A 22,384-nucleotide genomic window follows, 5' to 3' on the forward strand; every position below is an offset into this window, starting at 1 on the left:
CGAGTAGTGATCGTTAACTCACTTTGAGAGGTAATAGGCAACTATTACAAATTAGGTGGTACCGCGTAATTTATACGTCCTAAATACGAAAGTATTTAGGGCGTTTTTTTTATTTCAAAGGAGGAAGACAGTATGACGGAAGAAAAGAATCTATCGACAAAGTATAATCCGCAAGAAGTTGAAGCGGGGCGTTATCAAAACTGGTTAGACGAAGATTTGTTCAAACCTAGTGGCGACAAAAAAGCAAAACCTTATTCAATCGTTATCCCACCTCCCAATGTGACTGGTAAACTCCATTTAGGTCATGCTTGGGATACAACATTGCAAGATATGTTGATTCGTCAAAAAAGAATGCAAGGCTATGATACGTTATGGTTACCAGGGATGGATCATGCAGGGATCGCAACACAAGCAAAAGTAGAAGAAAAATTACGTGAGCAAGGTGTTTCTCGTTATGATCTAGGTCGCGAAAAATTTATTGATCAAGTATGGGAATGGAAAGAAGAATATGCCGGTCATATCCGTGAACAATGGGCAAAAATGGGTTTATCTTTGGATTATAGCCGTGAACGCTTCACCTTAGATGATGGCTTGTCTGAAGCTGTTCGTAAAGTATTCGTTAGCCTATACGAAAAAGAGTTGATCTATCGTGGCGAATACATCATCAATTGGGACCCACAAGCACGCACAGCTCTTTCTGATATCGAAGTGATCCACAAAGAAATCGAAGGTGCCTTTTATCATATGAGCTATGAATTGGCTGATGGTTCAGGTGTGGTGGAAATCGCAACGACCCGTCCAGAAACGATGCTTGGTGATACGGCAATCGCTGTTCACCCAGAAGATGAGCGTTACCAAGCATTGATTGGTAAGAAAGTCATTTTACCACTAGTGAATAAAGAAATACCGATCATAGCAGATGAATATGTCGACATGGAATTTGGAACAGGGGTTGTAAAAATCACGCCCGCACATGACCCAAATGACTTTGAAGTCGGTAACCGTCATGACCTCCCACGAGTGAATGTCATGAATGAAGATGGCACGATGAATGAATTAGCAGGTAAGTATCAAGGAATGGACCGTTTTGCAGCACGTAAAGCGATCGTTGCGGATCTAAAAGAACTTGGTCGTCTGATCAAGATCGAAACGATGATCCACAATGTAGGCCATTCTGAGCGTACAGGGGTAGTTGTTGAACCTCGTTTATCAACACAATGGTTTGTAAAAATGGCACCTTTAGCTGAAAAGGCGATCCAAAATCAAGAAACTGATGATGCAGTTGAGTTTTTCCCACCACGTTTCAACCAAACCTTCTTACGCTGGATGGAAAATGTTCATGACTGGGTAATCTCACGTCAACTATGGTGGGGACATCAGATCCCTGCGTGGTATCATAAGGAAACTGGTGAAATGTACGTGGGCATGGAAGCACCAGCAGACAGTGAAAACTGGTTACAAGATCCCGATGTGTTGGATACTTGGTTCAGTTCAGCGCTATGGCCTTTTTCAACAATGGGCTGGCCTGACGAAGACAATGAAGATTACCAACGTTACTTCCCAACAAGTACATTAGTAACAGGCTATGATATCATCTTTTTCTGGGTAAGCCGAATGATTTTCCAAAGCTTGGAATTTACAGAACGTCGTCCATTTGAGAATGTACTGATCCATGGATTGATTCGTGATGAACAAGGACGCAAGATGAGTAAATCTCTTGGAAATGGGATCGACCCAATGGAAGTCATTGAAAAATATGGTGCTGATGCGTTACGCTGGTTCTTATCTAATGGTTCAGCACCAGGACAAGACGTACGTTTTAGTTACGAAAAAATGGATGCTTCTTGGAACTTCATCAATAAAATCTGGAACGCATCTCGTTTCGTTATCATGAATGTTGAAGGGATGACCGTAGAAGATATTGATCTTTCAGGTGAGAAGACTGTAGCCGATCGTTGGATTTTGACACGTTTGAATGAAACAATCGCTAAAGTGACTGACTTATTTGAACAATTTGAATTTGGTGAGGCTGGTCGCCAATTGTATAACTTTATCTGGGATGATTTCTGTGACTGGTACATCGAGATGAGTAAAGAAACACTTTACGGTGAGGACGAAGTAGCGAAACAAACGAACCGTAGTATTCTTGTCCATACGTTGGATCAGATCTTACGCTTATTGCATCCGATCATGCCATTTGTTACAGAAGAAATCTGGCAACACATCCCTCATAAAGGAACATCTTTAGTAGTGGCTGATTATCCAGTCGTGCAACCGGAATACGATGATGAAGCTGCTTCAAAAGGGATGGAAGTACTGAAAGAATTGATTCGTTCTGTACGTAATATCCGTTCTGAAGTGAATACACCATTATCAAAACCAATCACGTTACTGATCAAAACAAATGATCCGAAGATCGATCAATTCTTAAATGAAAACACTAGCTATATCGAGCGCTTCTGTAATCCAGAAGAGTTGACGATCTCAAGTGACGTAACTGCACCGGATCTAGCAATGTCAGCGGTCTTGACTGGCGCGGAAATCTTCTTACCTTTAGAAGGGCTGATCAACATTGAAGAAGAAATCCAACGTTTAGAAAAAGAACTAGCAAAATGGACAGGCGAAGTGAAACGTGTACAAGGAAAATTAAGTAATGAGCGTTTTGTATCGAATGCACCGGATGATGTAGTTGAAGCAGAGCGTGCAAAAGAAAAAGATTATTCAGAAAAACAAGCAGCTGTCAATGAACGTATTGCGCAATTAAAATCAATCAAATAAAACGAAAGGGAGAGGTGACGGAAGTTGCCTCTCTTTTTTAAGTAAAAAGAGCTCTTCTGGATTTCATTGTTTCCTACGTAAGCTTTTTTGTTATAATGAAGAGGAATGGGGGGATAGTAACGTGAAAATCGAAGAAGCAATCAATTGGATCCATAGCCGATTACCATTTGGCTCACGTCCTGGATTAGACAGAGTAGAGGCCTTATTAGAGGTAGTCGGACACCCAGAAGAAAAAGTCAAAACGATCCATATTGCAGGGACGAATGGCAAAGGTTCAACAGTGACTTATTTAAGATATTTATTAGAAGAAGCCGGCTTGACAGTCGGAACATTTACCTCCCCATATATCGAATCCTTCAATGAGCGCATTTCGATCAATGGACAAGGCATTCCTGATGAATCATTGATTCGACTAGTAAAGAAATATCAACCGCTAGTTGAGCAGATGGATCAATTTGAAGCAGTAGCTGGTATTACCGAATTTGAAACGTTGACTGCTATGGCATTTGATTATTTCTTGGAAGAACAAGTGGACGTCGCGATCATTGAAGTGGGATTAGGTGGTTTACTCGACTCAACAAACGTAGCGAAACCTTTGTTGACGGGTATCACAACGATTGGTATGGATCATACAGATATTTTGGGCGACACGATTGAAGAAATCGCTGCTCAAAAAGCAGGGATCATCAAGCAAAATGTGCCACTGGTCACTGGAAATATCGTACCTGAAGCCTTGGCAGTGATCGAAAAACAAGCAAAATTAAAAAATGCTACACAACACGCATGGGGAGAGGCTTACACAGTCAGTTACAAACATCCGGCAGAAGAGTGGGGCGAAATTTTTTCATTCCAAAATGAATTTGGCAAAATCCCTAAGTTGACGATCCATATGATCGGGAAACATCAAGTTGAAAATGCTGGTATGGCGATTGAAATGTATCAAATCTATTGTGGAATGATGAATCTTCCATTCCGTGAAAAAGACGTGATCAATGGCTTGAAAAAGGCGCAATGGCCAGGACGTATGGAACGATTAAGTGAAGAACCCTTAGTGATTTTAGATGGGGCGCATAATACCCATGCGATGGCACGTTTAGTCCAAAATCTTAAACAAGAATTCAAAGGCTATCATATCCATCTTTTGTTCTCTGCTTTACGAACAAAAGAGGTTGATAAAATGTTACACCAATTACAAGAAGTACCAGATGCAACAATCTACGTCACTACTTTTGATTATCCTAAAGCCATTGAGCTGTCGGATATCCAAGCAACGAGTGATGAGAAAGTTACGATTGTTTCAATGTGGCAATTTGGGCTTGCAGAGATCTTGGAGAAGATGACGGCTGAGGATGTTCTTGTAGTGACAGGTTCACTCTATTTTATTTCGGAAGTGCGACGTTTGCTTGTACAGTTGGGAGGAAAAAATGAAAGTTAATGCAGTGATTTTTGATATGGATGGCTTATTATTTGATACAGAGATCGTTTATTATGAGGCATCCCAAACAGTAGCCGATCGGATGGGGTTTCCCTATGACAAAGATCTTTACTTGCGATTTTTAGGCGTTTCTGATGAAGAAGTTTGGGCGAACTACCATACTATTTTTGCAAACTTTGGTCGAGAAACTGTCCAAAAATTTATCGACGATTCCTATCAAGAAACGCTTGATCGTTTTGCTTTAGGTCAAGTTAAATTAAAACCAGGTGTTTTAGAATTCTTGAACTTTTTGGAAGAAAAAGATATCCCAAAAGTAGTCGCATCAAGTAATCAGCGACATGTCATTGAACTGTTGCTAGAAAAAAATAATCTACGTCATCGTTTTGATATGATCGTCTCAGCTGAAAATGTCAAACGTGCAAAACCAGATCCAGAAATCTTTTTACATGCCCAGGCGTTATTAGGTACTGAAAAAGCGGAGACATTGATATTAGAAGATTCACAAAATGGGGTACTAGCGGCGTATGGTGCAGGAATCCCAGTAATCATGGTGCCAGATTTACTAGCGCCTTCTGATGAATTAGCCGCTAAGACAACAGCGATTGTTTCTTCACTTCATGAAGTTCCGGCATTGATCAAATAAAAATAAAATAAATATCCTCCTTTTTCGTATCTTATTTTGAGCGCACGGGAAAGGAGGTTTTTTATGGAAAAAAATTTGCTTCAAACAGTACCCGCCACGTCTCTACCAAGGGAGAGGATGGAGACTTATGGAGAGGATGCGTTATCAGATCAAGAGCTTTTAGCCATTTTGCTTCGGACTGGTCAGCATCCATATAACGTATTAGAAGTTGCGGGTACGTTATTGAAGAAATTTGGTGGTTTAGCGCTCTTGAGACAAGCAACACTAGCAGAATTAGAAGCGGTTCGTGGGATTGGTCGGGTCAAAGCCTTAGAGATCAAAGCATTGATCGAGCTGGGGCGACGGATACAAGTCGATCAGTTGCGTCAAACAACGACTGTCCATGCGAGTTATGAATTGGCAAAAGAATTGATCCTAGAACTAAAAGATCAAAAACAAGAACATTTAGTTTGCATCTATCTCGATACCAAAAATCAAATCTTACTAAAGAAAACCTTATTCATCGGGTCACTGGATCAGACGATCGCGCATCCACGTGAAGTGTTCCATTACGCAGTCCGCTATTCAGCAGCACGGCTTGTTCTTGCTCATAATCATCCTAGCGGCAACGTTCTTCCATCCAAGCAAGACATGCGATTGACACGACGCATCCAGGAATGTGGAGAGATGATGGGGATCGAAGTTCTTGACCATCTGATTATTGGTAGCAAACAATACTTTAGTTTACGTGAAGAAGGATTAATGGAAAAAGAATGATGTAGCTTTCTTGCAAAAAAAAACAACCAAGTGTACAATTATAATGTAATTTTGTTTGGGAATAGAAGTTGAAACATCTGTTGCACCTCTATCGTACACGAGCAATGTTACAATCAAATAAGTGCTTTGGCACGAGGAGGGTATTATTAATGGAAAACGGAACAGTTAAATGGTTCAACGCTGAAAAAGGATTTGGTTTTATCTCACGTGAAGATGGAAGCGACGTATTCGTACATTTTTCAGCAATCCAAGGTGACGGATTCAAAACATTAGAAGAAGGTCAAGCAGTTACTTTTGACGTAGAAGATTCAGATCGTGGCCCACAAGCTACAAACGTTGAAAAAGCGTAATCTATACGAAAATATACTGTTATGAGGCTTGCTTTGTCATGGAGCGAACCAAATAATTGATGACAGAGGTCGAAACCAACGTGTTTCCCTCGAAAAATAAGACGAGACCCACAAAAATTGTTCTTTCACATTTTTGTGGGTCTCACTTTTTTTTATAAAAAACCGCGAGTAGGACATTAGTTCTCACCACCTAAAACCGAATAAACGGCGGTAACAGAAGAACCTCTTCGATAAACAAGGCGCCATCCACAAAAAATTGAAGAACAATTTTCGTGGATGGCGCCTTGTTTATCGAGGTTGAACACTTATGTCGCAACCTCGGTTTTAAGTTAGTTTTGATCCGGTGTCATCACCATAGGGATGATCATTGGATGTCTTTCTGTACGATCGAACAAGTAAGGTTGTAATGCACCGACCATCGCTTCTTTTAATTTATGCTCCGAACAGTCGGGGGCATTTAGCACATCACGCAATGCGTGGAACAAAATACGTTGTGCTTCATTGATCATATCCCCTGATTCACGCATATAGACGAAGCCACGAGAAAGGATATCTGGTCCAGCTAGAATCTCTTTTTTCTTGATATCGACAGTTGTCACTGCAAGAACGAGTCCTTCTTCTGAAAGTAAATGACGATCTCGTAAAACAACATTACCGATATCACCGATTCCACTGCCATCGATATAGACATCGCCAGCGACGAATTTTCCAGCTAAACGAGCAGAATCACTTGTTAATGCTAATACATCACCGTTTTCCATGATAAAACAATTCTCAGCTGGTACACCTGTGTCTTGTGCAAGAGAGGCATGGATCTTCAACATCCGAAACTCACCATGCACCGGTACAAAATATTTTGGCTTCATCAAGCGAAGCATCAATTTTTGTTCTTCTTGACCACCGTGGCCAGATGTATGGATATTATTGATTTTTCCATGGATCACTTCAGCGCCAGCTTCAGACAACAAGTTGATCAAATGGTTCACACTTGTTGTATTCCCTGGGATCGGTGAGCTAGAAAAAATCACTGTATCATCTGGTTGGATTTGGATTTGACGGTGGGTACCATTCGCAATGCGGCTCAATGCAGCCATTGGTTCACCTTGCGAACCTGTACATAGGATCATTGTTTCATTTGCAGGCAAACGATTGATTTCATGCGCATCGACAAAGGTACCGTCAGGCACTTTGATGTAGCCGAGACGTTGTCCGTTGACAATTGCATTTTCCATACTACGCCCGAAAACAGCAATTTTTCTACCCGTTGCTACAGCGGCTTCCGCTGCTTGTTGTAGACGGAAGATATTAGAAGCAAAGCTGGCAAAAATAATCCGACCTTCGATTTTCTCAAATATTTTCAAAATAGAAAGGCCAATCGTTTTTTCTGATTTCGTAAACGTTGGAATCTCTGCATTGGTACTATCTGAAAGGAGGCAAAGAACGCCTTCTTCTCCGATACGAGCCATTTTATGCAAATTTGCTGGTTCTCCTACAGGTGTAAAATCGAACTTGAAATCTCCAGTAGCCACGATGTTACCAGAAGGTGTTTTGACAACCACACCTAAAGCATCCGGAATACTATGGGTCGTTCGGAAAAAGCTGACGGATGTTTTTCTGAAACGGATCACAGTGTCTTCATTGATTTCATTTAGCACAGCGTCACGAAGTAAGCCATGTTCGTCCAGTTTATTTGTGATCAAAGCTAAAGCTAGAGGGCCAGCGTAGATCGGGATATTTGCTTGCTTTAATAAGTAAGGTATCCCACCAATATGGTCTTCGTGTCCATGAGTGATCACTAAAGCTTTGATTTTGTGTATGTTTTGTACGATATAGTTGTAATCAGGAATGACGTAGTCAATGCCAAGCAGTTCATCTTCTGGAAACTTGATTCCAGCGTCGATGATAATGATTTCATCTTGGAATTGTACCCCATACGTATTTTTCCCGATTTCACCTAATCCACCAATCGCAAAGACGCCTGTCTCATTATTTTTGATGGAAAGTTTCATCTTAAAACTCCACTAATGTGAATGCTGGGTTTTCTTTTTCGTATTCTAGATGGTTACCTTCTAGAAGTTGTACGAATTCGATATTGTATGGGGTATTTTCTTCCACTCGTTGGCGTGCTTCAACATCGCTGTTTGCTTCGATGTATAGCGATTGTGTTTCTTCACGTTTTGGGTTACGGATTTTTGACTCTTGATAATAAACTTTGTAAATCATGGTTTATGTCTCCTTTATCTGCTTAAAGCAGTAATTTAGCGTATTTTTTGGACAACACAAAACGAGGGGACAAGCCACCTGTGTTTTTTTATACTTTAAGAAAAATACTTGATTCTCCTTAAAGAGACAAGCCTCGCATTTGCTTATCCAATTGGAATATTTTTTACTCGGATCCTCTGTATGAAACATACAATAGTTAATTGCTATTCTAGCATAAATCAAGAGATAAGTATAGAAAACGGTCACTGTAAAATGAAAAAACGTACGAAGAGAAAATATTTTTCAGAAAAATTTCTTTTTAAAAAATGTAGTGTTCTATAAAGTAGTAGATTGTGCTACTATTGAAAGTAATGGCAAGATAGAATATTTAAAGGAGATGATAAAGTGAAGTTAATGTGGCATTACACCATGCGCTACAAAAAATATTTGGTGTTGAATTTTATTTGTGTGTTCGGCTTTATTCTGATCGAACTAGGTCTACCAACTATTTTAGCACGCATGATCGATGTTGGAATCCTCAACGATGATTTTGACTATGTGAAACAACAAGGACTATTGATGATCGTGATCACTGTGATCGGGATCATAATGAATATATTTTTAGGTTATTTTGGGTCAAGGATCACGACGAATATCGTTGCAGACATTCGTGATGATCTGTTCAAACATATCCAAACGTATTCACATCAAGAGTATGAAACACTAGGCGTATCATCATTGATCACTCGTACGACCAATGATGCGTATCAAATCATGTTGTTTCTACAAAATATTTTAAGAATCGGTTTTATGGCACCGATGATGTTTGTTGTTAGTTTGTATATGGTTATGCGAACAAGTCCATCTCTTGGTTTATACGTGATTGGTGCATTACCATTCTTATTATTAGCTGTTGTTGGGATTGCTAAATTTTCTGAACCTTTATCAAAAATCCAACAAAAGAATTTAGACAGAATCAATAGTATCTTACGTGAAAACCTATCAGGTCTACGCGTTATCCGCGCGTTTGTAAATGAAAAATTCGAAGAAAAAAGATTTGAAAAAGTCAACGAGAACTATGCTTCAAGTTCTAAAAGTCTCTTTCGCTTAATGGCAGTTGCCCAACCTGGCTTTTTCTTTTTATTCAATATCGTGATGATTTTGATTATTTGGAGTGGTACGCTACAAATTGCAGATGGACAGTTGCAAGTAGGGAATCTAATTGCTTTTATTGAATATATTTTCCACGCGTTGTTTTCATTTATGTTGTTTGCGAGTGTGTTTATGATGTATCCGCGAGCAGCAGTCTCTGCTAGTCGTATCCAAGAAGCTTTAAATGCTACGCCTGCTATTGTTGAAGATCCAAATGGCATAGCGGAAACAAAAACGAAAGGCTACATTGAATTTAAAAATGTGACCTTCGCTTACCCTGGACATTCGCAAGAACCAGTGATCCGTAACGTCAGCTTTACTGCTTCACCTGGCGAAACAGTGGCATTTATTGGTAGTACAGGTAGTGGGAAGTCTACATTGATCCAATTGATTCCACGTTTTTATGATGTTACTCATGGTGAGATCCTGATTGACGGTGTAGATGTGCGTAAGTACAAGTTGAGTAAACTAAGACAAAAAATCGGTTTTATTCCACAGAAAGCACTATTGTTTACTGGGACGATCGCTGAAAACTTGAGATACGGAAAAGAAGATGCAACGCAAGAGGAAATGGAACGTGCGGCTGATATTGCGCAGGCTACTGATTTTATTTCTAAAAAAGCGGACGGTTATGATGAACATCTTTCTGAAGGTGGCGCAAACTTCTCAGGTGGGCAGAAACAAAGGTTAGCCATTGCTCGGGCAATCATCCGCCGACCAGAAATCTATATTTTCGATGATAGTTTTTCAGCACTTGATTATCAAACGGATGCAAAACTTCGTGCAAGACTGAAAAAAGAAACAACTGAATCAACCGTATTGATTGTTGCCCAACGTGTGGGTACTATCATGCACGCCGATAAGATCATCGTATTAAATGAAGGAGAAGTAGTAGGTATGGGCACGCATCGTGAACTACTAGAAAATTGTCCGATTTATTACGACATTGCCGCTTCTCAATTATCGAAGGAGGAACTAGCATGAAAAAAACCTTCGCTTCTTTTAAACGTTTAGCTCGCTATATCCGTCCTTACCGATTGACGTTTATCTTAGTGCTACTATTTACATTTTTAACGGTGGCTTTCAATGCGGCATTGCCTTATGTCGTCGGGCTTCCAACAACAGAAATCAGCAAAAATCTAGTGAATAATGAGGCAATCAATTTTTCTTATATCATCAACTGTTTGATTTGGATCGCGGTGGTTGGTACCGGTTATAGTATTTCTCAATTGCTTTCTGGGGTATTGATGACAAATGTTGTTCAGAGTGCCATGAAAGACTTGCGTAGAGATATTGAAGAAAAAATCAATCGTTTGCCGGTTTCTTATTTCGATAAAAATCAACAAGGAAATATTTTATCTCGTGTAACGAATGATGTAGATGCAGTTAGTGGCGCCTTGCAACAAGCCTTTATCGGTATTGTCAATGCTATTTTGGGCATCACGATGGCAGCAGCGATGATGTTTTATATCCAACCGGTCATGGCGTTGATTTCAATGATCATGATTCCAGCGTCAATTTGGATATCTAAACGAGTGATCAATGCTTCTCAAAAATATTTCCAAGAAATGCAAAATTCTTTAGGTGAATTAAATGGCTATGTTCAGGAAAACATGACTGGATTCAGTGTGTTAAAAGTATACGGTCGTGAGAAAGAAACATTTGAAGGATTTCATAAGGTCAACCATAGCTTGAAACATTTTGGGTTTCGAGCAGCCTTTATTTCTGGATTGATGATGCCGTTAGTACAATTAACTGCCTACGCTACGTATATCGGTATGGCAGTTTTAGGAAGCTTTTATGTAATTTCTGGAGTCATTGTGGTTGGGCAATTACAAGCCTTTATCCAATATATTTGGCAAATCAGCCAACCAATGGGTAATGTGACGCAATTATCCTCCGTATTGCAAAGTGCATCCGCAGCCACGAAACGGGTATTTGAGATTTTAGATGAACCTGAGGAAAAAGAAAACAAGACCGATGTTCCTTTGCCAGAAACGATCCAAGGAAATGTTTCGTTTGAACATGTCGATTTTGCTTATGATCCGAAGAAACCTTTGATCCAAGACTTGAACTTTGAGGTGAAAGCTGGACAAATGGTGGCAGTTGTCGGACCGACGGGCGCTGGGAAAACAACATTGATCAACTTATTGATGCGTTTTTATGATGTGACGCATGGCGCGATCAAAATTGATGGTATTGATACGAAAGCGATGAGCCGAAGTGATGTTCGTTCCATGTTTGGGATGGTACTGCAAGATGCTTGGTTGTACGAGGGAACGATTGCCGACAACATTCGTTTTGGTAAATTAGATGCAACGGATTATGAGATCGTTGATGCAGCGAAAACAGCGAATGTCGATCATTTTATCCGAACGATGCCTGATGGTTATGAAATGGAGATCAATTCAGAAGGAGATAATGTCTCGTTGGGACAAAAACAATTGCTGACGATTGCTCGTGCGGTTGTTTCCGATCCGAAGATATTGATTCTGGATGAGGCGACTAGTTCCGTTGATACGAGACTTGAAGCATTGATCCAAAAAGCAATGGATAAAGTGATGGAAGGACGAACGAGTTTTGTGATCGCTCACCGTCTATCAACGATCCGTGAAGCCGATCTGATCTTAGTGATGGATCAAGGTCAAATCATTGAAAAAGGAACACATGAAAGTTTATTAGCAAAAGGCGGTTTCTATGAGAAACTTTATAACAGCCAATTTGCTGAAGCAGCGGAATAATGACAAGAGGTTTCTAGGGGCGAACAGCCTTCTAGGACCTTTTTTCTTCAATAAATGAAAAGAGGGAAAAAGATGGCAAGGTTTATAGCAGATAATGCGACGGTTATCGGTGATGTAGAATTAGGAGAAGATGTCACAGTTTGGTACCAAGCAGTGGTTCGTGGCGACAGCAATTGGATCAAGATCGGCAAAGGAACCAATATACAAGACGGAACAGTCATACACGTTGATCATGATGCACCAGTTGAGATCGCTGAAAATGTCACAGTCGGACACCAATGTATGCTGCATGGTTGTAAAATCGAAAAGGGTGCGTTGATCGGTATGGGAGCGACTGTTTTGAACCATGCAGTCATCGGTGAGAATAGTTTGATCGGAGCAGGCTCACTTGTGACAGAAGGAAAAATCATCCCACCGAATGTTTTAGCTTTTGGTCGACCAGCCAAGGTAATCCGTCCGTTAACAGAAGAAGAAATCCAAAAAAATAAACAGAATATCACACATTATATCGAAATGGGACAAAAACATGCAGATGGATTCTTCAAAGAATGGCAACAATAGTTTTAACACATGTTTTTACAGCAAAAAAAGAAGGTCTGTCATCCAAGGATGAAGGCCTTCTTTTTTGATCTTGATAGGTTGATTAGCTTAATGAAGCACTGTTTTCCATGACTTCATCGATCAAGCCATATGCTTTGGCTTGTTCAGCAGTCATATAGTTGTCACGATCTGTGTCTTTTTCAATCACTTCGATTGGTTGACCAGTACGTTCCGCTAAGATTTTATTCAAACGTTCGCGGGTTTGTAAGATATGACGTGCAGCGATTTCGATTTCTGTTGCTTGTCCTTGTGCGCCACCAAGTGGTTGGTGGATCATGATTTCAGCATTTGGTAAAGCAAATCGTTTTCCTTTTGTTCCGGCAGTCAATAAGAAACTTCCCATTGAAGCAGCCATCCCCATAACGATTGTTTGGACATCTGCTTTGACAAAATTCATTGTGTCATAGATGGCCATTCCAGCAGTCACAGAACCACCAGGTGAGTTGATATAGATGTAAATGTCTTTTTCAGAATCTTGTGCATCTAGAAATAGCAATTGTGCGATGATTGAGTTTGCTAAATCATCTGTTACTTGTCCACTCAACATGATGATGCGGTCTTTCAATAAACGTGAGTAAATATCGTAGGCTCTTTCCCCACGTGAGGATTGTTCAATAACTGTAGGAATTAAATTCATAATAAGGTTCCTCCTTGATTTGTTTAGAAATAGTGTAACATAAATTGATTTTGATTACCTACAAAGTAGTATACATTTTTGGTCAATAAAGGTCAAATGAAAAAACTTTCCGAGAGCTAGTCTCATAAAGTGAGTTTATGTTATGATAAAAAAGAAATCAATAAGAAGGAGGAACCGTAATTGGTAATTGCTATCACAGGTTTTATCGGTGTATTAGTAGGAGCAATCTTAGTCTACTTAGGGATGGCGATCCAAATGCGTCATCTTGAGAATAAAGAGCAACGTAGACGCGAATTGGAACTGAAAGTCAAAGAAATCGAAACATTGAATCAATTAAATAAAAAAATCAATGAGATTCTCCAAAAGCGTGCGAGCTTGTTGGAAGAATATGTCAGCTTTGATGCTTTTGACGATTGTTATATCACAATCGATGACTTTGCGTATTTGCAATCATTTTCTGCACAAAATAATTTTTATTTACCAAATTACATTTTAGATGAATTATTCCAAAATATCGCTCATCGCAAAGTGATTCTTTCACCGGATGAAACGATGAAGATCGGCGGCTATGCTTACAAAGGTGGGCGTGTCATTTTGGAAAATTTCACAGATAATTTGACCGCAATGATCAATGAGAAAAAATCCCAGTTGAAAAATACAACGAGACAACCAATCGGCTTTTTCTCAAAAGATGATGTGTGGAGCTAAACAAAACATATTGTTTACTCAAGGATAAGAGAAACTAAACATTTTGATAAAGTAAAAGTTTGGGCACTTACAATGAGTCCAAGCTTTTTCTTTTTTGTTCCTGTGGTAAAATAGGGATGATCGGAGTGAGGACTATGGTACAGATTTATGCACATCGAGGAAGTAAAGGAACCCATCCGGAAAATACATTGCCCGCCTTTTCTGAAGCAGTAAGAGTGGGGGTGGATGGGATCGAGCTAGATGTCCATCTTAGTAAGGACGGTCAACTGATTGTTATCCATGATGAAACCGTTGATCGAACAACCAATGGAAAAGGCCTTGTTCGAGAAAAGACTCTCGAAGAGCTGAAAAAATTGAATGCAGGCAGTTGGTTTAGTAAAGATTTCCCAGCAGCGAAAATCCCTGCGCTAAAAGAAGTACTCTCGCTACTTCTCCAAAAAAATTATCGAGGAACATTGATGATCGAAATCAAAACGGACAAGTATGAGTATGAAGGGATCGAAGCACAAGTATCTGAACTTATGACAAAAAATGAGTGGCCGTTTCGTCATGCTTATTGTAGTTTCAACCTTCGTTCCTTAGAACGTTTATCCGTCATCGAACCAGACGCACAACTGGATCTTTTAATGAGTGATTCAATGAAAAAATTAGATCTAGCTAAGACCTTACCTTTTATTGAAGGTCTTCACCCTAAAGCAACTTGGGCATTTGCGCATCCTCAGGAAATACAGGAGTTTCCAAAGCGTATTCGTCTTTGGACAGTCAATACGACAGAAGAGCTTGAAAGAGGATTAAAGGAACCTGTGGATGCACTCATCACAGACTTTCCTGAACGTGCTTGGTATGTTAAACAATTAATGAAAAAGTAGGAGCCATATGGAAAAAGTATTAGTGATCGTAGGACCCACAGCAGTTGGTAAAACAGCGTTAAGTGTGACACTTGCCCAAAAATTCAACGGCGAGATCATCAGTGGAGATTCCTTACAAATTTATAAACATCTGGATATCGGTACGGCAAAAATCAAGCCAACTGAAATGATGGGGATTCCTCATCATTTGATTGATGTGATCGAGCCAGACCAGCAGTATTCGGCAGCGGATTTTCAACAGGCAGGTCGCAAGTTGATCAAGGAAATCACCGAAAGAGGACATTTGCCGATCATCGTTGGTGGCACCGGTTTATATATTCAATCGTTATTGTACGATTTTCAATTAGGAGCAAATGAAGAAACGGATGCTACTGTTCGAGAGAAATATGAAAAAATGGCTGAAGAACTAGGAAAAGAAAAACTTTGGGCTTATTTGAATGAACGCGATCCGCTTGCAGCGGGGAAAATCCATTGGAATAATCAGCGAAAAGTGATTCGCGCATTAGAAGTATTTGAGACAACAGGCTATAGTATCATGGCACCGAAAGATAGACCTGAGTGCTTGTATGATTATTATATGATCGGTCTGGATACGGAGCGTGAGTTCCTTTATAGTAGAATCAACCAACGAGTGGATCAAATGCTCACAGAGGGATTGATTGCAGAAGCAAGAAAGGTCTATGAATTAGGGGCGGTTCAAGCCAGTCAAGGGATCGGCTATAAAGAATTCTTTCCTTATTTTGAAGAAAACATCACTCTAGATGAGGCAGTCGAACAAATCAAATTGAACTCTCGGCGCTATGCCAAACGACAACTGACTTGGTTTCGTAATCGTTTGACGGCGCATTGGTTCGATCTCTTGAAAAAACCGACAGATCTAGCAGAGATCGAAAATGCCATCGAAGGTTGGCTGAAAGAGGTGGGAACATGAGAGAAGCAAAAGAAAAAGTAATCATTGTTGGTGTAGAAACGGAAGAAAATCAGCGATATTTTGCTGAATCAATGAAAGAATTGGAACAATTGATCGATACAGCAGCTGGTGAAGTCGTATATAGACTCACGCAAAAACGACCGCAAGTGGATCGTCAAACGTTGATCGGTAAAGGAAAGCTTCAAGAATTGACCCAATTAGCAGATGCTTATGAGGCAGATCTTGTCATATTCAACCACGAATTGACTCCGCGTCAAAGTCAGCTGATTACCGATGCGGTAGGGGCGCCGGTCATTGATCGAGTCCAATTGATCTTGGATATCTTTGCGATGCGTGCGCGATCTAAAGAAGGGAAACTGCAAGTCGAATTGGCGCAATTGCAATACCTACTACCTCGTCTCGCTGGACAAGGTGAGTCGCTTTCTCGTCTTGGTGGTGGGATCGGTACAAGGGGACCAGGAGAAACGAAACTGGAAACGGATCGTCGGCATATCCGCAACAAGATCTTAGGCGTAAAAAGAGAGCTAAAAGCAGTGGAGGCCCATCGAGAACGTAATCGGCAAAAAAGACAAAGTAGCGAAGTGTTTCAAATTGGTTTGATCGGTTACACAAATGCGGGTAAATCAACAATCCTTAATTTATTGACGCAAGCTGAATCATATGCGAAAGATCAACTATTTGCCACCCTTGATCCGCTGACGAAAAAATGGCGTTTTGCGGAAGGATTCGAATTGACTGTAACGGATACCGTTGGTTTTATCCAAGATCTGCCCACCCAGTTGATTGATGCGTTCCATTCAACCCTTGAAGAAAGTCAAGGGATGGATCTCTTGCTTCATGTTGTCGATGCAAGTTCTTCTGATCGAATCTTGCAAGAACAAACAGTTTTAAAGTTGATGGATGAGTTAGATATGAAAGAAATGCCTGTATTGACTGTCTATAATAAATCAGACCAGATCGACACAGCAGGATTTACACCGACTTTATTTCCGAATGTCTTGATTTCTGCTCAGACACAAGAGGGGAAAGAACGCTTGATCGAGGCCGTCAAACGGCAATTGATGGAGTTGATGCTTCCTTATACGAAAATTGTGCCGAGTGATCAAGGACAAACATTAAGTGAGTTGAGACGGCAGACACTTGTATTAGATGAACACTTCATTGAAGAACAAAATAGCTATGAAGTACGTGGGTTTGCGAATAAAAATTCAAAATGGCTAAAAAAAGATGAGTTATTTTAAAAATGAAATAATAAGAAAAAACGAGCTTGATCGACTTCATATAGAAGTGGATCAAGTTTTTTTATAAAAAAAACTGCTCCTTATGTAAGAAAACCTAACATGGGAGGTTGACAGTCTTTTTTGTGATTGGTATACTTTATTCAATTGATAGGACGAAAGGAGACGTCAGATGGGAGAAAAGGAATTACGTCGTTCAATGTCAGTATTTCCAATTGGTACAGTTATGAAACTAACAGACTTGACTGCTCGACAAATCAGGTATTATGAAGAACAGGAATTTGTTCATCCCGAGCGAAGTGAAGGAAATCGACGCATGTATTCATTGAATGATATCGATATTCTATTAGAAATCAAGGATTATCTTTCAGAAGGATTGAATATGGCTGGAATCAAACGGGTCTATGAAATGGCACAGGCGAAAAAACAAGAAGAAAAAAGTAAAAAACCGCTGACCGATCACGACGTTCGTCAAATTTTCCGTGATGAGATATTAGCTCAAGGTGGGTTAGCCAAAACAGGACATTATCAGTCACAAGGCTTGCAACAACGTCAATACTTTGACTGAATGAAATAAAAAAAAGAAAGAGGGATACCATGGTAAAGAAACAAATCACAGGCGAAGAAATTAAACGAATTATTGAGGATGAGAACGTACGCTTTTTACGTTTGATGTTTACAGATATATTAGGAACAATCAAAAATGTTGAAGTTCCAGTGAGTCAAATCGACAAAGTACTTGAGAATAAAATGATGTTTGATGGTTCTTCGATTGAAGGATTTGTCAGAATCGAAGAAAGTGATATGTACTTGTATCCTGATCTTTCTACTTGGATGATTTTCCCATGGGAAAGCGACCACGGCAAAGTGGCGCGCCTGATTTGTGACATTTATAATCCAGATGGTACTCCATTTGCTGGTGACCCTCGTGGCAATCTGAAACGTTCATTAAATGATATGAAAAAACTTGGCTTTACCTCATTCAATTTAGGGCCTGAACCAGAATTCTTCTTGTTCAAATTAGATGAAGATGGTGGCATCACTACGACGTTGAATGACAAAGGTGGTTACTTTGATTTTGCACCAACGGATCTAGGCGAAAATTGCCGTCGAGATATCGTATTGGAATTAGAAAGCTTAGGTTTTGAAGTGGAGGCTTCTCACCATGAAGTGGCTCCTGGACAACACGAGATCGACTTCAAATATGCAGATGTCGTGGATGCTTGTGACAATATCCAAACGTTTAAATTAGTCGTGAAAACCATTGCTCGTAAACATGGCTTGCATGCGACTTTCATGCCAAAACCATTATTCGGGATCAACGGTTCTGGAATGCACTGCAATATGTCTTTATTCAATGAAGATGGAAATGCCTTTTACGATAAAGACGGAGATTTAGAATTAAGTCAAACTGCGTATCATTTCTTAGGTGGCTTACTGAAACATGCGCGCGCGTATACAGCGGTCTGCAATCCAACGGTCAACTCTTATAAACGTTTAGTTCCAGGCTACGAAGCACCTGTTTACGTGGCATGGAGTGGACGTAATCGTTCGCCATTGGTACGTGTACCGGAATCTCGTGGTTTATCCACTCGTTTAGAATTACGTTCTGTCGATCCAGCAGCGAACCCTTACCTAGCAATGGCTGTTTTACTACAAGCAGGTTTAGATGGTATCCGTAATGAATTGACACCACCACCGGCTGTTGATCGTAACATCTACGTGATGAACGAAGAAGAACGTGAAGAAGCGCAAATCCAAGATCTTCCATCAACGATCCACAATGCCATCAAAGAATTGCGCAAAGACAAAGTGATGATCGATGCGTTAGGCAATCATATCTTTGCGAACTTTGTGGAAGCAAAACGTCTGGAATGGGCTGCCTTTAGACAAACCGTTTCTGAATGGGAAAGAGAACAATATTTAGAGCTTTACTAATAAAATCCCGTTAAATCAAAGAAAAGTATAGAAGAGGTCGTGACAGAAGTGTTCAGCCTCGAGAAATAAGGCGCTATCCACGAAAATTGTTCTTCAAATTTTTGTGGATGGCGCCTTATTTCCAAAGAGGTTACTTCTGTTTCTGCCGTTTATTCGGTTTTAGGTGGTACAAGAGGACTAATGTCTCAGACGCTTTTTTTCTTCATCACTGGAGTGTGAATTTTTGGCCTTGTGGCTCGCTTGCAGTGGATCCTGAGAAAACTTTCCTATTACCTGCTTTGATAGAGTATGGAAAGGAGTAAAAAGGGTGACATCCAAATAAAATTTTCCTATAAAGCGATTATTTGATCGTTTATGAGATTTTTTGTTCCAACTATTTCGATATATATAGTAATATTTTTTTCACTATTTTTATTCCGTTTCATAGGACTTAATGTATTGACGTCAGTGAAAGTGCTTTTATCCATCAAGTAGGTATAAACGTAATTGAATACTTGACTTTCGTTTAGATAGCTTGTAATATACACCTTGGGCACCCTTTTAGAGGGTCAGAAGTTTACAGAAATCAACGCTCCCTATTCTTTAGAAGGATAGGGAGCCTTATTTATTTTCTTAGACTTTTCCTGCAGATAAAACAAGAAGGAGTTTTTGAACATATGACAAAATACATTTTTGTGACAGGCGGCGTGGTTTCATCGATTGGTAAAGGGATCGTAGCAGCATCTTTAGGCCGTTTGTTGAAAAATCGTGGATTGAAAGTAACGATCCAAAAATTTGATCCATACATCAACGTGGACCCAGGAACAATGAGTCCATACCAACACGGAGAAGTTTTCGTTACAGATGATGGAGCAGAAACGGATTTGGACTTAGGCCACTACGAACGTTTTATTGACATCAACTTGAACAAATACTCCAATGTGACGACAGGAAAAATTTATTCAGAAGTCTTGCGTAAAGAACGTAAAGGGGAGTACTTAGGCGCAACTGTCCAAGTGATTCCGCATATTACGAATGAAATCAAAGAAAAAATCATGCGTGCAGCTAAAATGACTGACTCAGATATCATTATTACAGAGGTCGGCGGCACAGTTGGGGATATTGAATCACTGCCATTCTTAGAAGCATTGCGTCAAATGAAAGCTGATGTTGGCTCTGATAACGTGATGTATATCCATACAACGTTGATTCCTTATTTAAAAGCGGCTGGTGAAATGAAAACTAAACCAACACAACATAGCGTGAAAGAGTTACGTGGATTAGGTATCCAACCAAACATCTTAGTCGTGCGCACAGAGCAACCAGTATCTCAAGATGTCAAAAATAAATTGGCACAATTTTGTGACGTTGAACCAGAAGCAGTAATCGAATCACCAGACGTAGATACACTATATTCAATCCCGTTATTATTGCAATCACAAGGAATGGATCGGATCGTTTGTGATCATTTGAAGCTTTCAACACCAGAAGCAGATATGACCGAATGGAAAGCATTAGAAAATCGTGTCTTGAACTTGAAGAAAAAAGTTCGCATTGCTTTAGTAGGGAAATATGTTGAATTACCTGATGCGTATATCTCAGTTGTTGAAGCATTGAAACACTCAGGTTTTGCGTTTGATGCGGATATCGAATTGGATTGGGTAAAAGCCCATGAGTTAACGAGTGAAAATGTGGATGAACGATTGAAAGAGGCCGATGGGATCTTAGTACCAGGTGGTTTTGGTGATCGAGGAATCGAAGGGAAAATCGAAGCCATTCGTTATGCTCGTGAAAATGATGTCCCATTCTTAGGAATTTGTTTAGGGATGCAAATGGCGTGTGTTGAATTTGCACGTAACGTTGTAGGTCTAGAAGACGCTGCTTCAGCAGAAACGATTCCAGAAACTGCAAACAACATCATCGACTTGATGGCAGATCAAGAAAACATTGAAAATCTTGGTGGAACATTACGTTTAGGGCTTTATCCATGTAAAGTCAAAAAAGGCACGACTACTGCTACAGCTTATGATGGGGCAGAAGTGGTTCAAGAACGTCATCGTCATCGCTATGAATTCAACAATAAATACCGTCAACAATTTGAAGAACATGGCTTAGTCTTCTCAGGTGTATCTCCAGACAATCGTTTAGTTGAGATCGTTGAGATCACAGATAAGAAATTCTTTGTTGGTTGTCAATTCCATCCAGAATTGATTTCACGTCCAAACCGTCCGCAAAAATTGATCAAAGCATTTGTTGGTGCTTCGTTAACGGAACGCGAATCAAAATAAAAAATACTAGGAATTGATCCGTCAAAATCAGCGAGTGTCAAATTATTAGAATTGTTATTAATAAATATTTTAAATGTTTATAGAGAACCTTTTACCTACGATATTTCGGTGGATTTTATTTATTTAATGAAAAAAGCGTCTTGAAAATTTTCATTTTTATTGATTTTAGTAGAAAACTAGTGAAATGTTTGGTAAAATAGGTTCGTTGGTTAAGGATCATCTTAACAAATTTAGTTTTCACAAAATTTAGGAGGAATTTATTATGCCAGTAGTATCAGGAGCTGAATTTTTACAAGCTGCTCGTAAAGGCGGTTATGCTGTCGGCGGGTTCAACACAAACAACTTAGAATGGACTCAAGCGATCTTAGAAGCAGCTGAAGCTAAAAAAGCACCAGTACTTATCCAAACTTCAATGGGTGCAGCTAAATACATGGGTGGTTACAAAGTATGTAAAGACATGATCACTAATTTAGTTGAATCAATGAACATCACTGTTCCAGTGGCAATCCATTTAGACCACGGTGACTACGATGCTGCATTAGAATGTATCGAAGTTGGCTATACTTCAGTTATGTTCGATGGTTCTCATTTACCATTCGAAGAAAACTTGAAATTAGCTAGAGACGTTGTTGAAAAAGCTCACGCTAAAGGAATCTCAGTTGAGTGTGAAGTTGGTTCAATCGGTGGAGAAGAAGATGGAATCATCGGAACAGGTGAATTAGCAGACATCGAAGAATGTAAACAAATGGTAGCAACAGGTATTGACTACTTAGCATGTGGTATTGGTAACATCCACGGTCAATATCCAGAAAACTGGAGCGGATTAGCATTTGATCACTTACAAGCAATTGCTGATGCTGTAGGTTCAGATGTACCTTTAGTATTACACGGCGGATCTGGTATTCCTCAAGATCAAATCGAAAAAGCTATCTCAATGGGTATTTCTAAAGTAAATGTGAACACTGAATTCCAATTATCATTTGCTGCAGCAACTCGTGAATATATCGAAGCTGGTAAAGACCGCGAAGGTAAAGGATTTGACCCTCGTAAATTATTAGCACCAGGTAAAGCAGCAATCGTTAAAGATGCTGAATCTCATATCGACTGGTTCGGTTCTGCTAACAAAGCATAATCGATAA

At 39.8% G+C, this 22,384-nt stretch carries 19 protein-coding genes and 1 other annotated feature (1 of these 20 only partly in view); of the genes, 16 read left to right on the forward strand and 3 right to left on the reverse strand.

Going from position 1 to position 22,384, the window contains the following annotated elements:
• Positions 1 to 85: a binding site (T-box leader), on the forward strand (it extends 128 nt beyond the left edge of the window).
• A 47-nt stretch (positions 86 to 132) separates the two neighbouring features.
• The 5 genes from IGK01_RS03515 (at position 133) to IGK01_RS03535 (ending at position 5,962) form a co-directional block, all read left to right on the forward strand.
• Positions 133 to 2,778, forward strand: coding sequence for a valine--tRNA ligase (locus tag IGK01_RS03515; RefSeq protein ID WP_023519258.1), 2,646 nt, complete (start codon positions 133 to 135; stop codon positions 2,776 to 2,778).
• Between the two features lie 121 nt (positions 2,779 to 2,899).
• Positions 2,900 to 4,213: a bifunctional folylpolyglutamate synthase/dihydrofolate synthase gene (locus tag IGK01_RS03520; protein ID WP_010736079.1), complete on the forward strand. Its 1,314-nt coding sequence runs from the start codon at positions 2,900 to 2,902 to the stop codon at positions 4,211 to 4,213.
• A complete protein-coding gene (locus tag IGK01_RS03525; protein WP_062805560.1) occupies positions 4,203 to 4,856 on the forward strand; it encodes an HAD family hydrolase in 654 nt (217 codons plus the stop codon). The genes IGK01_RS03520 and IGK01_RS03525 overlap by 11 nt, the downstream gene beginning before the upstream one ends.
• Before the next feature lie 63 nt (positions 4,857 to 4,919).
• Positions 4,920 to 5,612 (forward strand): RadC family protein, encoded by a 693-nt coding sequence (gene radC / locus IGK01_RS03530; protein WP_010736077.1) that lies wholly within the window; start codon positions 4,920 to 4,922, stop codon positions 5,610 to 5,612.
• A gap of 149 nt (positions 5,613 to 5,761) precedes the next feature.
• The gene (locus IGK01_RS03535) at positions 5,762 to 5,962 is read left to right on the forward strand and encodes a cold-shock protein (protein WP_010736076.1); all 201 of its coding nucleotides are present in this window, start codon (positions 5,762 to 5,764) and stop codon (positions 5,960 to 5,962) included.
• A gap of 329 nt (positions 5,963 to 6,291) precedes the next feature.
• Here IGK01_RS03535 and rnjA read toward each other — a convergent pair whose 3' ends face one another.
• Both rnjA and IGK01_RS03545 read right to left on the reverse strand, forming a co-directional pair.
• Positions 6,292 to 7,971: a ribonuclease J1 gene (gene rnjA, locus IGK01_RS03540; RefSeq protein ID WP_010736075.1), complete on the reverse strand. Its 1,680-nt coding sequence runs from the start codon at positions 7,969 to 7,971 to the stop codon at positions 6,292 to 6,294.
• 1 nt (position 7,972) lies between these two features.
• The gene (locus tag IGK01_RS03545; protein WP_010736074.1) at positions 7,973 to 8,185 is read right to left on the reverse strand and encodes a DNA-directed RNA polymerase subunit epsilon; all 213 of its coding nucleotides are present in this window, start codon (positions 8,183 to 8,185) and stop codon (positions 7,973 to 7,975) included.
• A 384-nt stretch (positions 8,186 to 8,569) separates the two neighbouring features.
• Here IGK01_RS03545 and efrA point away from each other — a divergent pair, with 384 nt between their 5' ends.
• The 3 genes from efrA to IGK01_RS03560 all read left to right on the forward strand — a co-directional run bounded on the left by efrA (position 8,570) and on the right by IGK01_RS03560 (position 12,618).
• Complete coding sequence (gene efrA / locus IGK01_RS03550) at positions 8,570 to 10,300, forward strand: multidrug efflux ABC transporter subunit EfrA (protein WP_010736073.1); 1,731 nt, start codon at positions 8,570 to 8,572, stop codon at positions 10,298 to 10,300.
• Positions 10,297 to 12,057, forward strand: coding sequence for a multidrug efflux ABC transporter subunit EfrB (gene efrB / locus IGK01_RS03555; RefSeq protein ID WP_438840501.1), 1,761 nt, complete (start codon positions 10,297 to 10,299; stop codon positions 12,055 to 12,057). Before efrA ends, efrB begins: the two co-directional genes overlap by 4 nt.
• Before the next feature lie 72 nt (positions 12,058 to 12,129).
• Positions 12,130 to 12,618, forward strand: coding sequence for a gamma carbonic anhydrase family protein (locus IGK01_RS03560; RefSeq protein WP_010736071.1), 489 nt, complete (start codon positions 12,130 to 12,132; stop codon positions 12,616 to 12,618).
• An 82-nt stretch (positions 12,619 to 12,700) separates the two neighbouring features.
• Here IGK01_RS03560 and clpP read toward each other — a convergent pair whose 3' ends face one another.
• Positions 12,701 to 13,294, reverse strand: a complete 594-nt coding sequence (gene clpP / locus IGK01_RS03565; RefSeq protein ID WP_010736070.1) for an ATP-dependent Clp endopeptidase proteolytic subunit ClpP — start codon at positions 13,292 to 13,294, stop codon at positions 12,701 to 12,703.
• A 243-nt stretch (positions 13,295 to 13,537) separates the two neighbouring features.
• Here clpP and IGK01_RS03570 point away from each other — a divergent pair, with 243 nt between their 5' ends.
• The 8 genes from IGK01_RS03570 to IGK01_RS03605 all read left to right on the forward strand — a co-directional run bounded on the left by IGK01_RS03570 (position 13,538) and on the right by IGK01_RS03605 (position 22,377).
• The gene (locus tag IGK01_RS03570) at positions 13,538 to 14,002 is read left to right on the forward strand and encodes a hypothetical protein (protein ID WP_371740687.1); all 465 of its coding nucleotides are present in this window, start codon (positions 13,538 to 13,540) and stop codon (positions 14,000 to 14,002) included.
• Positions 14,003 to 14,136: 134 nt separating this feature from the next.
• Positions 14,137 to 14,871: a glycerophosphodiester phosphodiesterase gene (locus IGK01_RS03575; RefSeq protein ID WP_010736068.1), complete on the forward strand. Its 735-nt coding sequence runs from the start codon at positions 14,137 to 14,139 to the stop codon at positions 14,869 to 14,871.
• A gap of 7 nt (positions 14,872 to 14,878) precedes the next feature.
• Complete coding sequence (miaA, locus tag IGK01_RS03580; RefSeq protein ID WP_010736067.1) at positions 14,879 to 15,802, forward strand: tRNA (adenosine(37)-N6)-dimethylallyltransferase MiaA; 924 nt, start codon at positions 14,879 to 14,881, stop codon at positions 15,800 to 15,802.
• Positions 15,799 to 17,043, forward strand: a complete 1,245-nt coding sequence (gene hflX, locus IGK01_RS03585) for a GTPase HflX (protein WP_010736066.1) — start codon at positions 15,799 to 15,801, stop codon at positions 17,041 to 17,043. Before miaA ends, hflX begins: the two co-directional genes overlap by 4 nt.
• Before the next feature lie 169 nt (positions 17,044 to 17,212).
• A complete protein-coding gene (locus tag IGK01_RS03590; protein ID WP_010736065.1) occupies positions 17,213 to 17,608 on the forward strand; it encodes a MerR family transcriptional regulator in 396 nt (131 codons plus the stop codon).
• Between the two features lie 29 nt (positions 17,609 to 17,637).
• Positions 17,638 to 18,978, forward strand: a complete 1,341-nt coding sequence (gene glnA, locus IGK01_RS03595) for a type I glutamate--ammonia ligase (RefSeq protein WP_010736064.1) — start codon at positions 17,638 to 17,640, stop codon at positions 18,976 to 18,978.
• Positions 18,979 to 19,634: 656 nt separating this feature from the next.
• On the forward strand, positions 19,635 to 21,245 hold the full coding sequence (locus tag IGK01_RS03600) for a CTP synthase (RefSeq protein WP_010736063.1): 1,611 nt from the start codon (positions 19,635 to 19,637) through the stop codon (positions 21,243 to 21,245).
• A gap of 262 nt (positions 21,246 to 21,507) precedes the next feature.
• Entirely contained in the window at positions 21,508 to 22,377 is an 870-nt protein-coding gene (locus tag IGK01_RS03605) for a class II fructose-bisphosphate aldolase (RefSeq protein ID WP_010736062.1), read from the forward strand.
• The last annotated feature ends 7 nt before the right edge of the window (positions 22,378 to 22,384 follow it).

It is taken from the genome of Enterococcus sp. AZ080, from assembly GCF_051714945.1.
In the GTDB taxonomy this organism is placed as follows: domain Bacteria; phylum Bacillota; class Bacilli; order Lactobacillales; family Enterococcaceae; genus Enterococcus_B; species Enterococcus_B pernyi.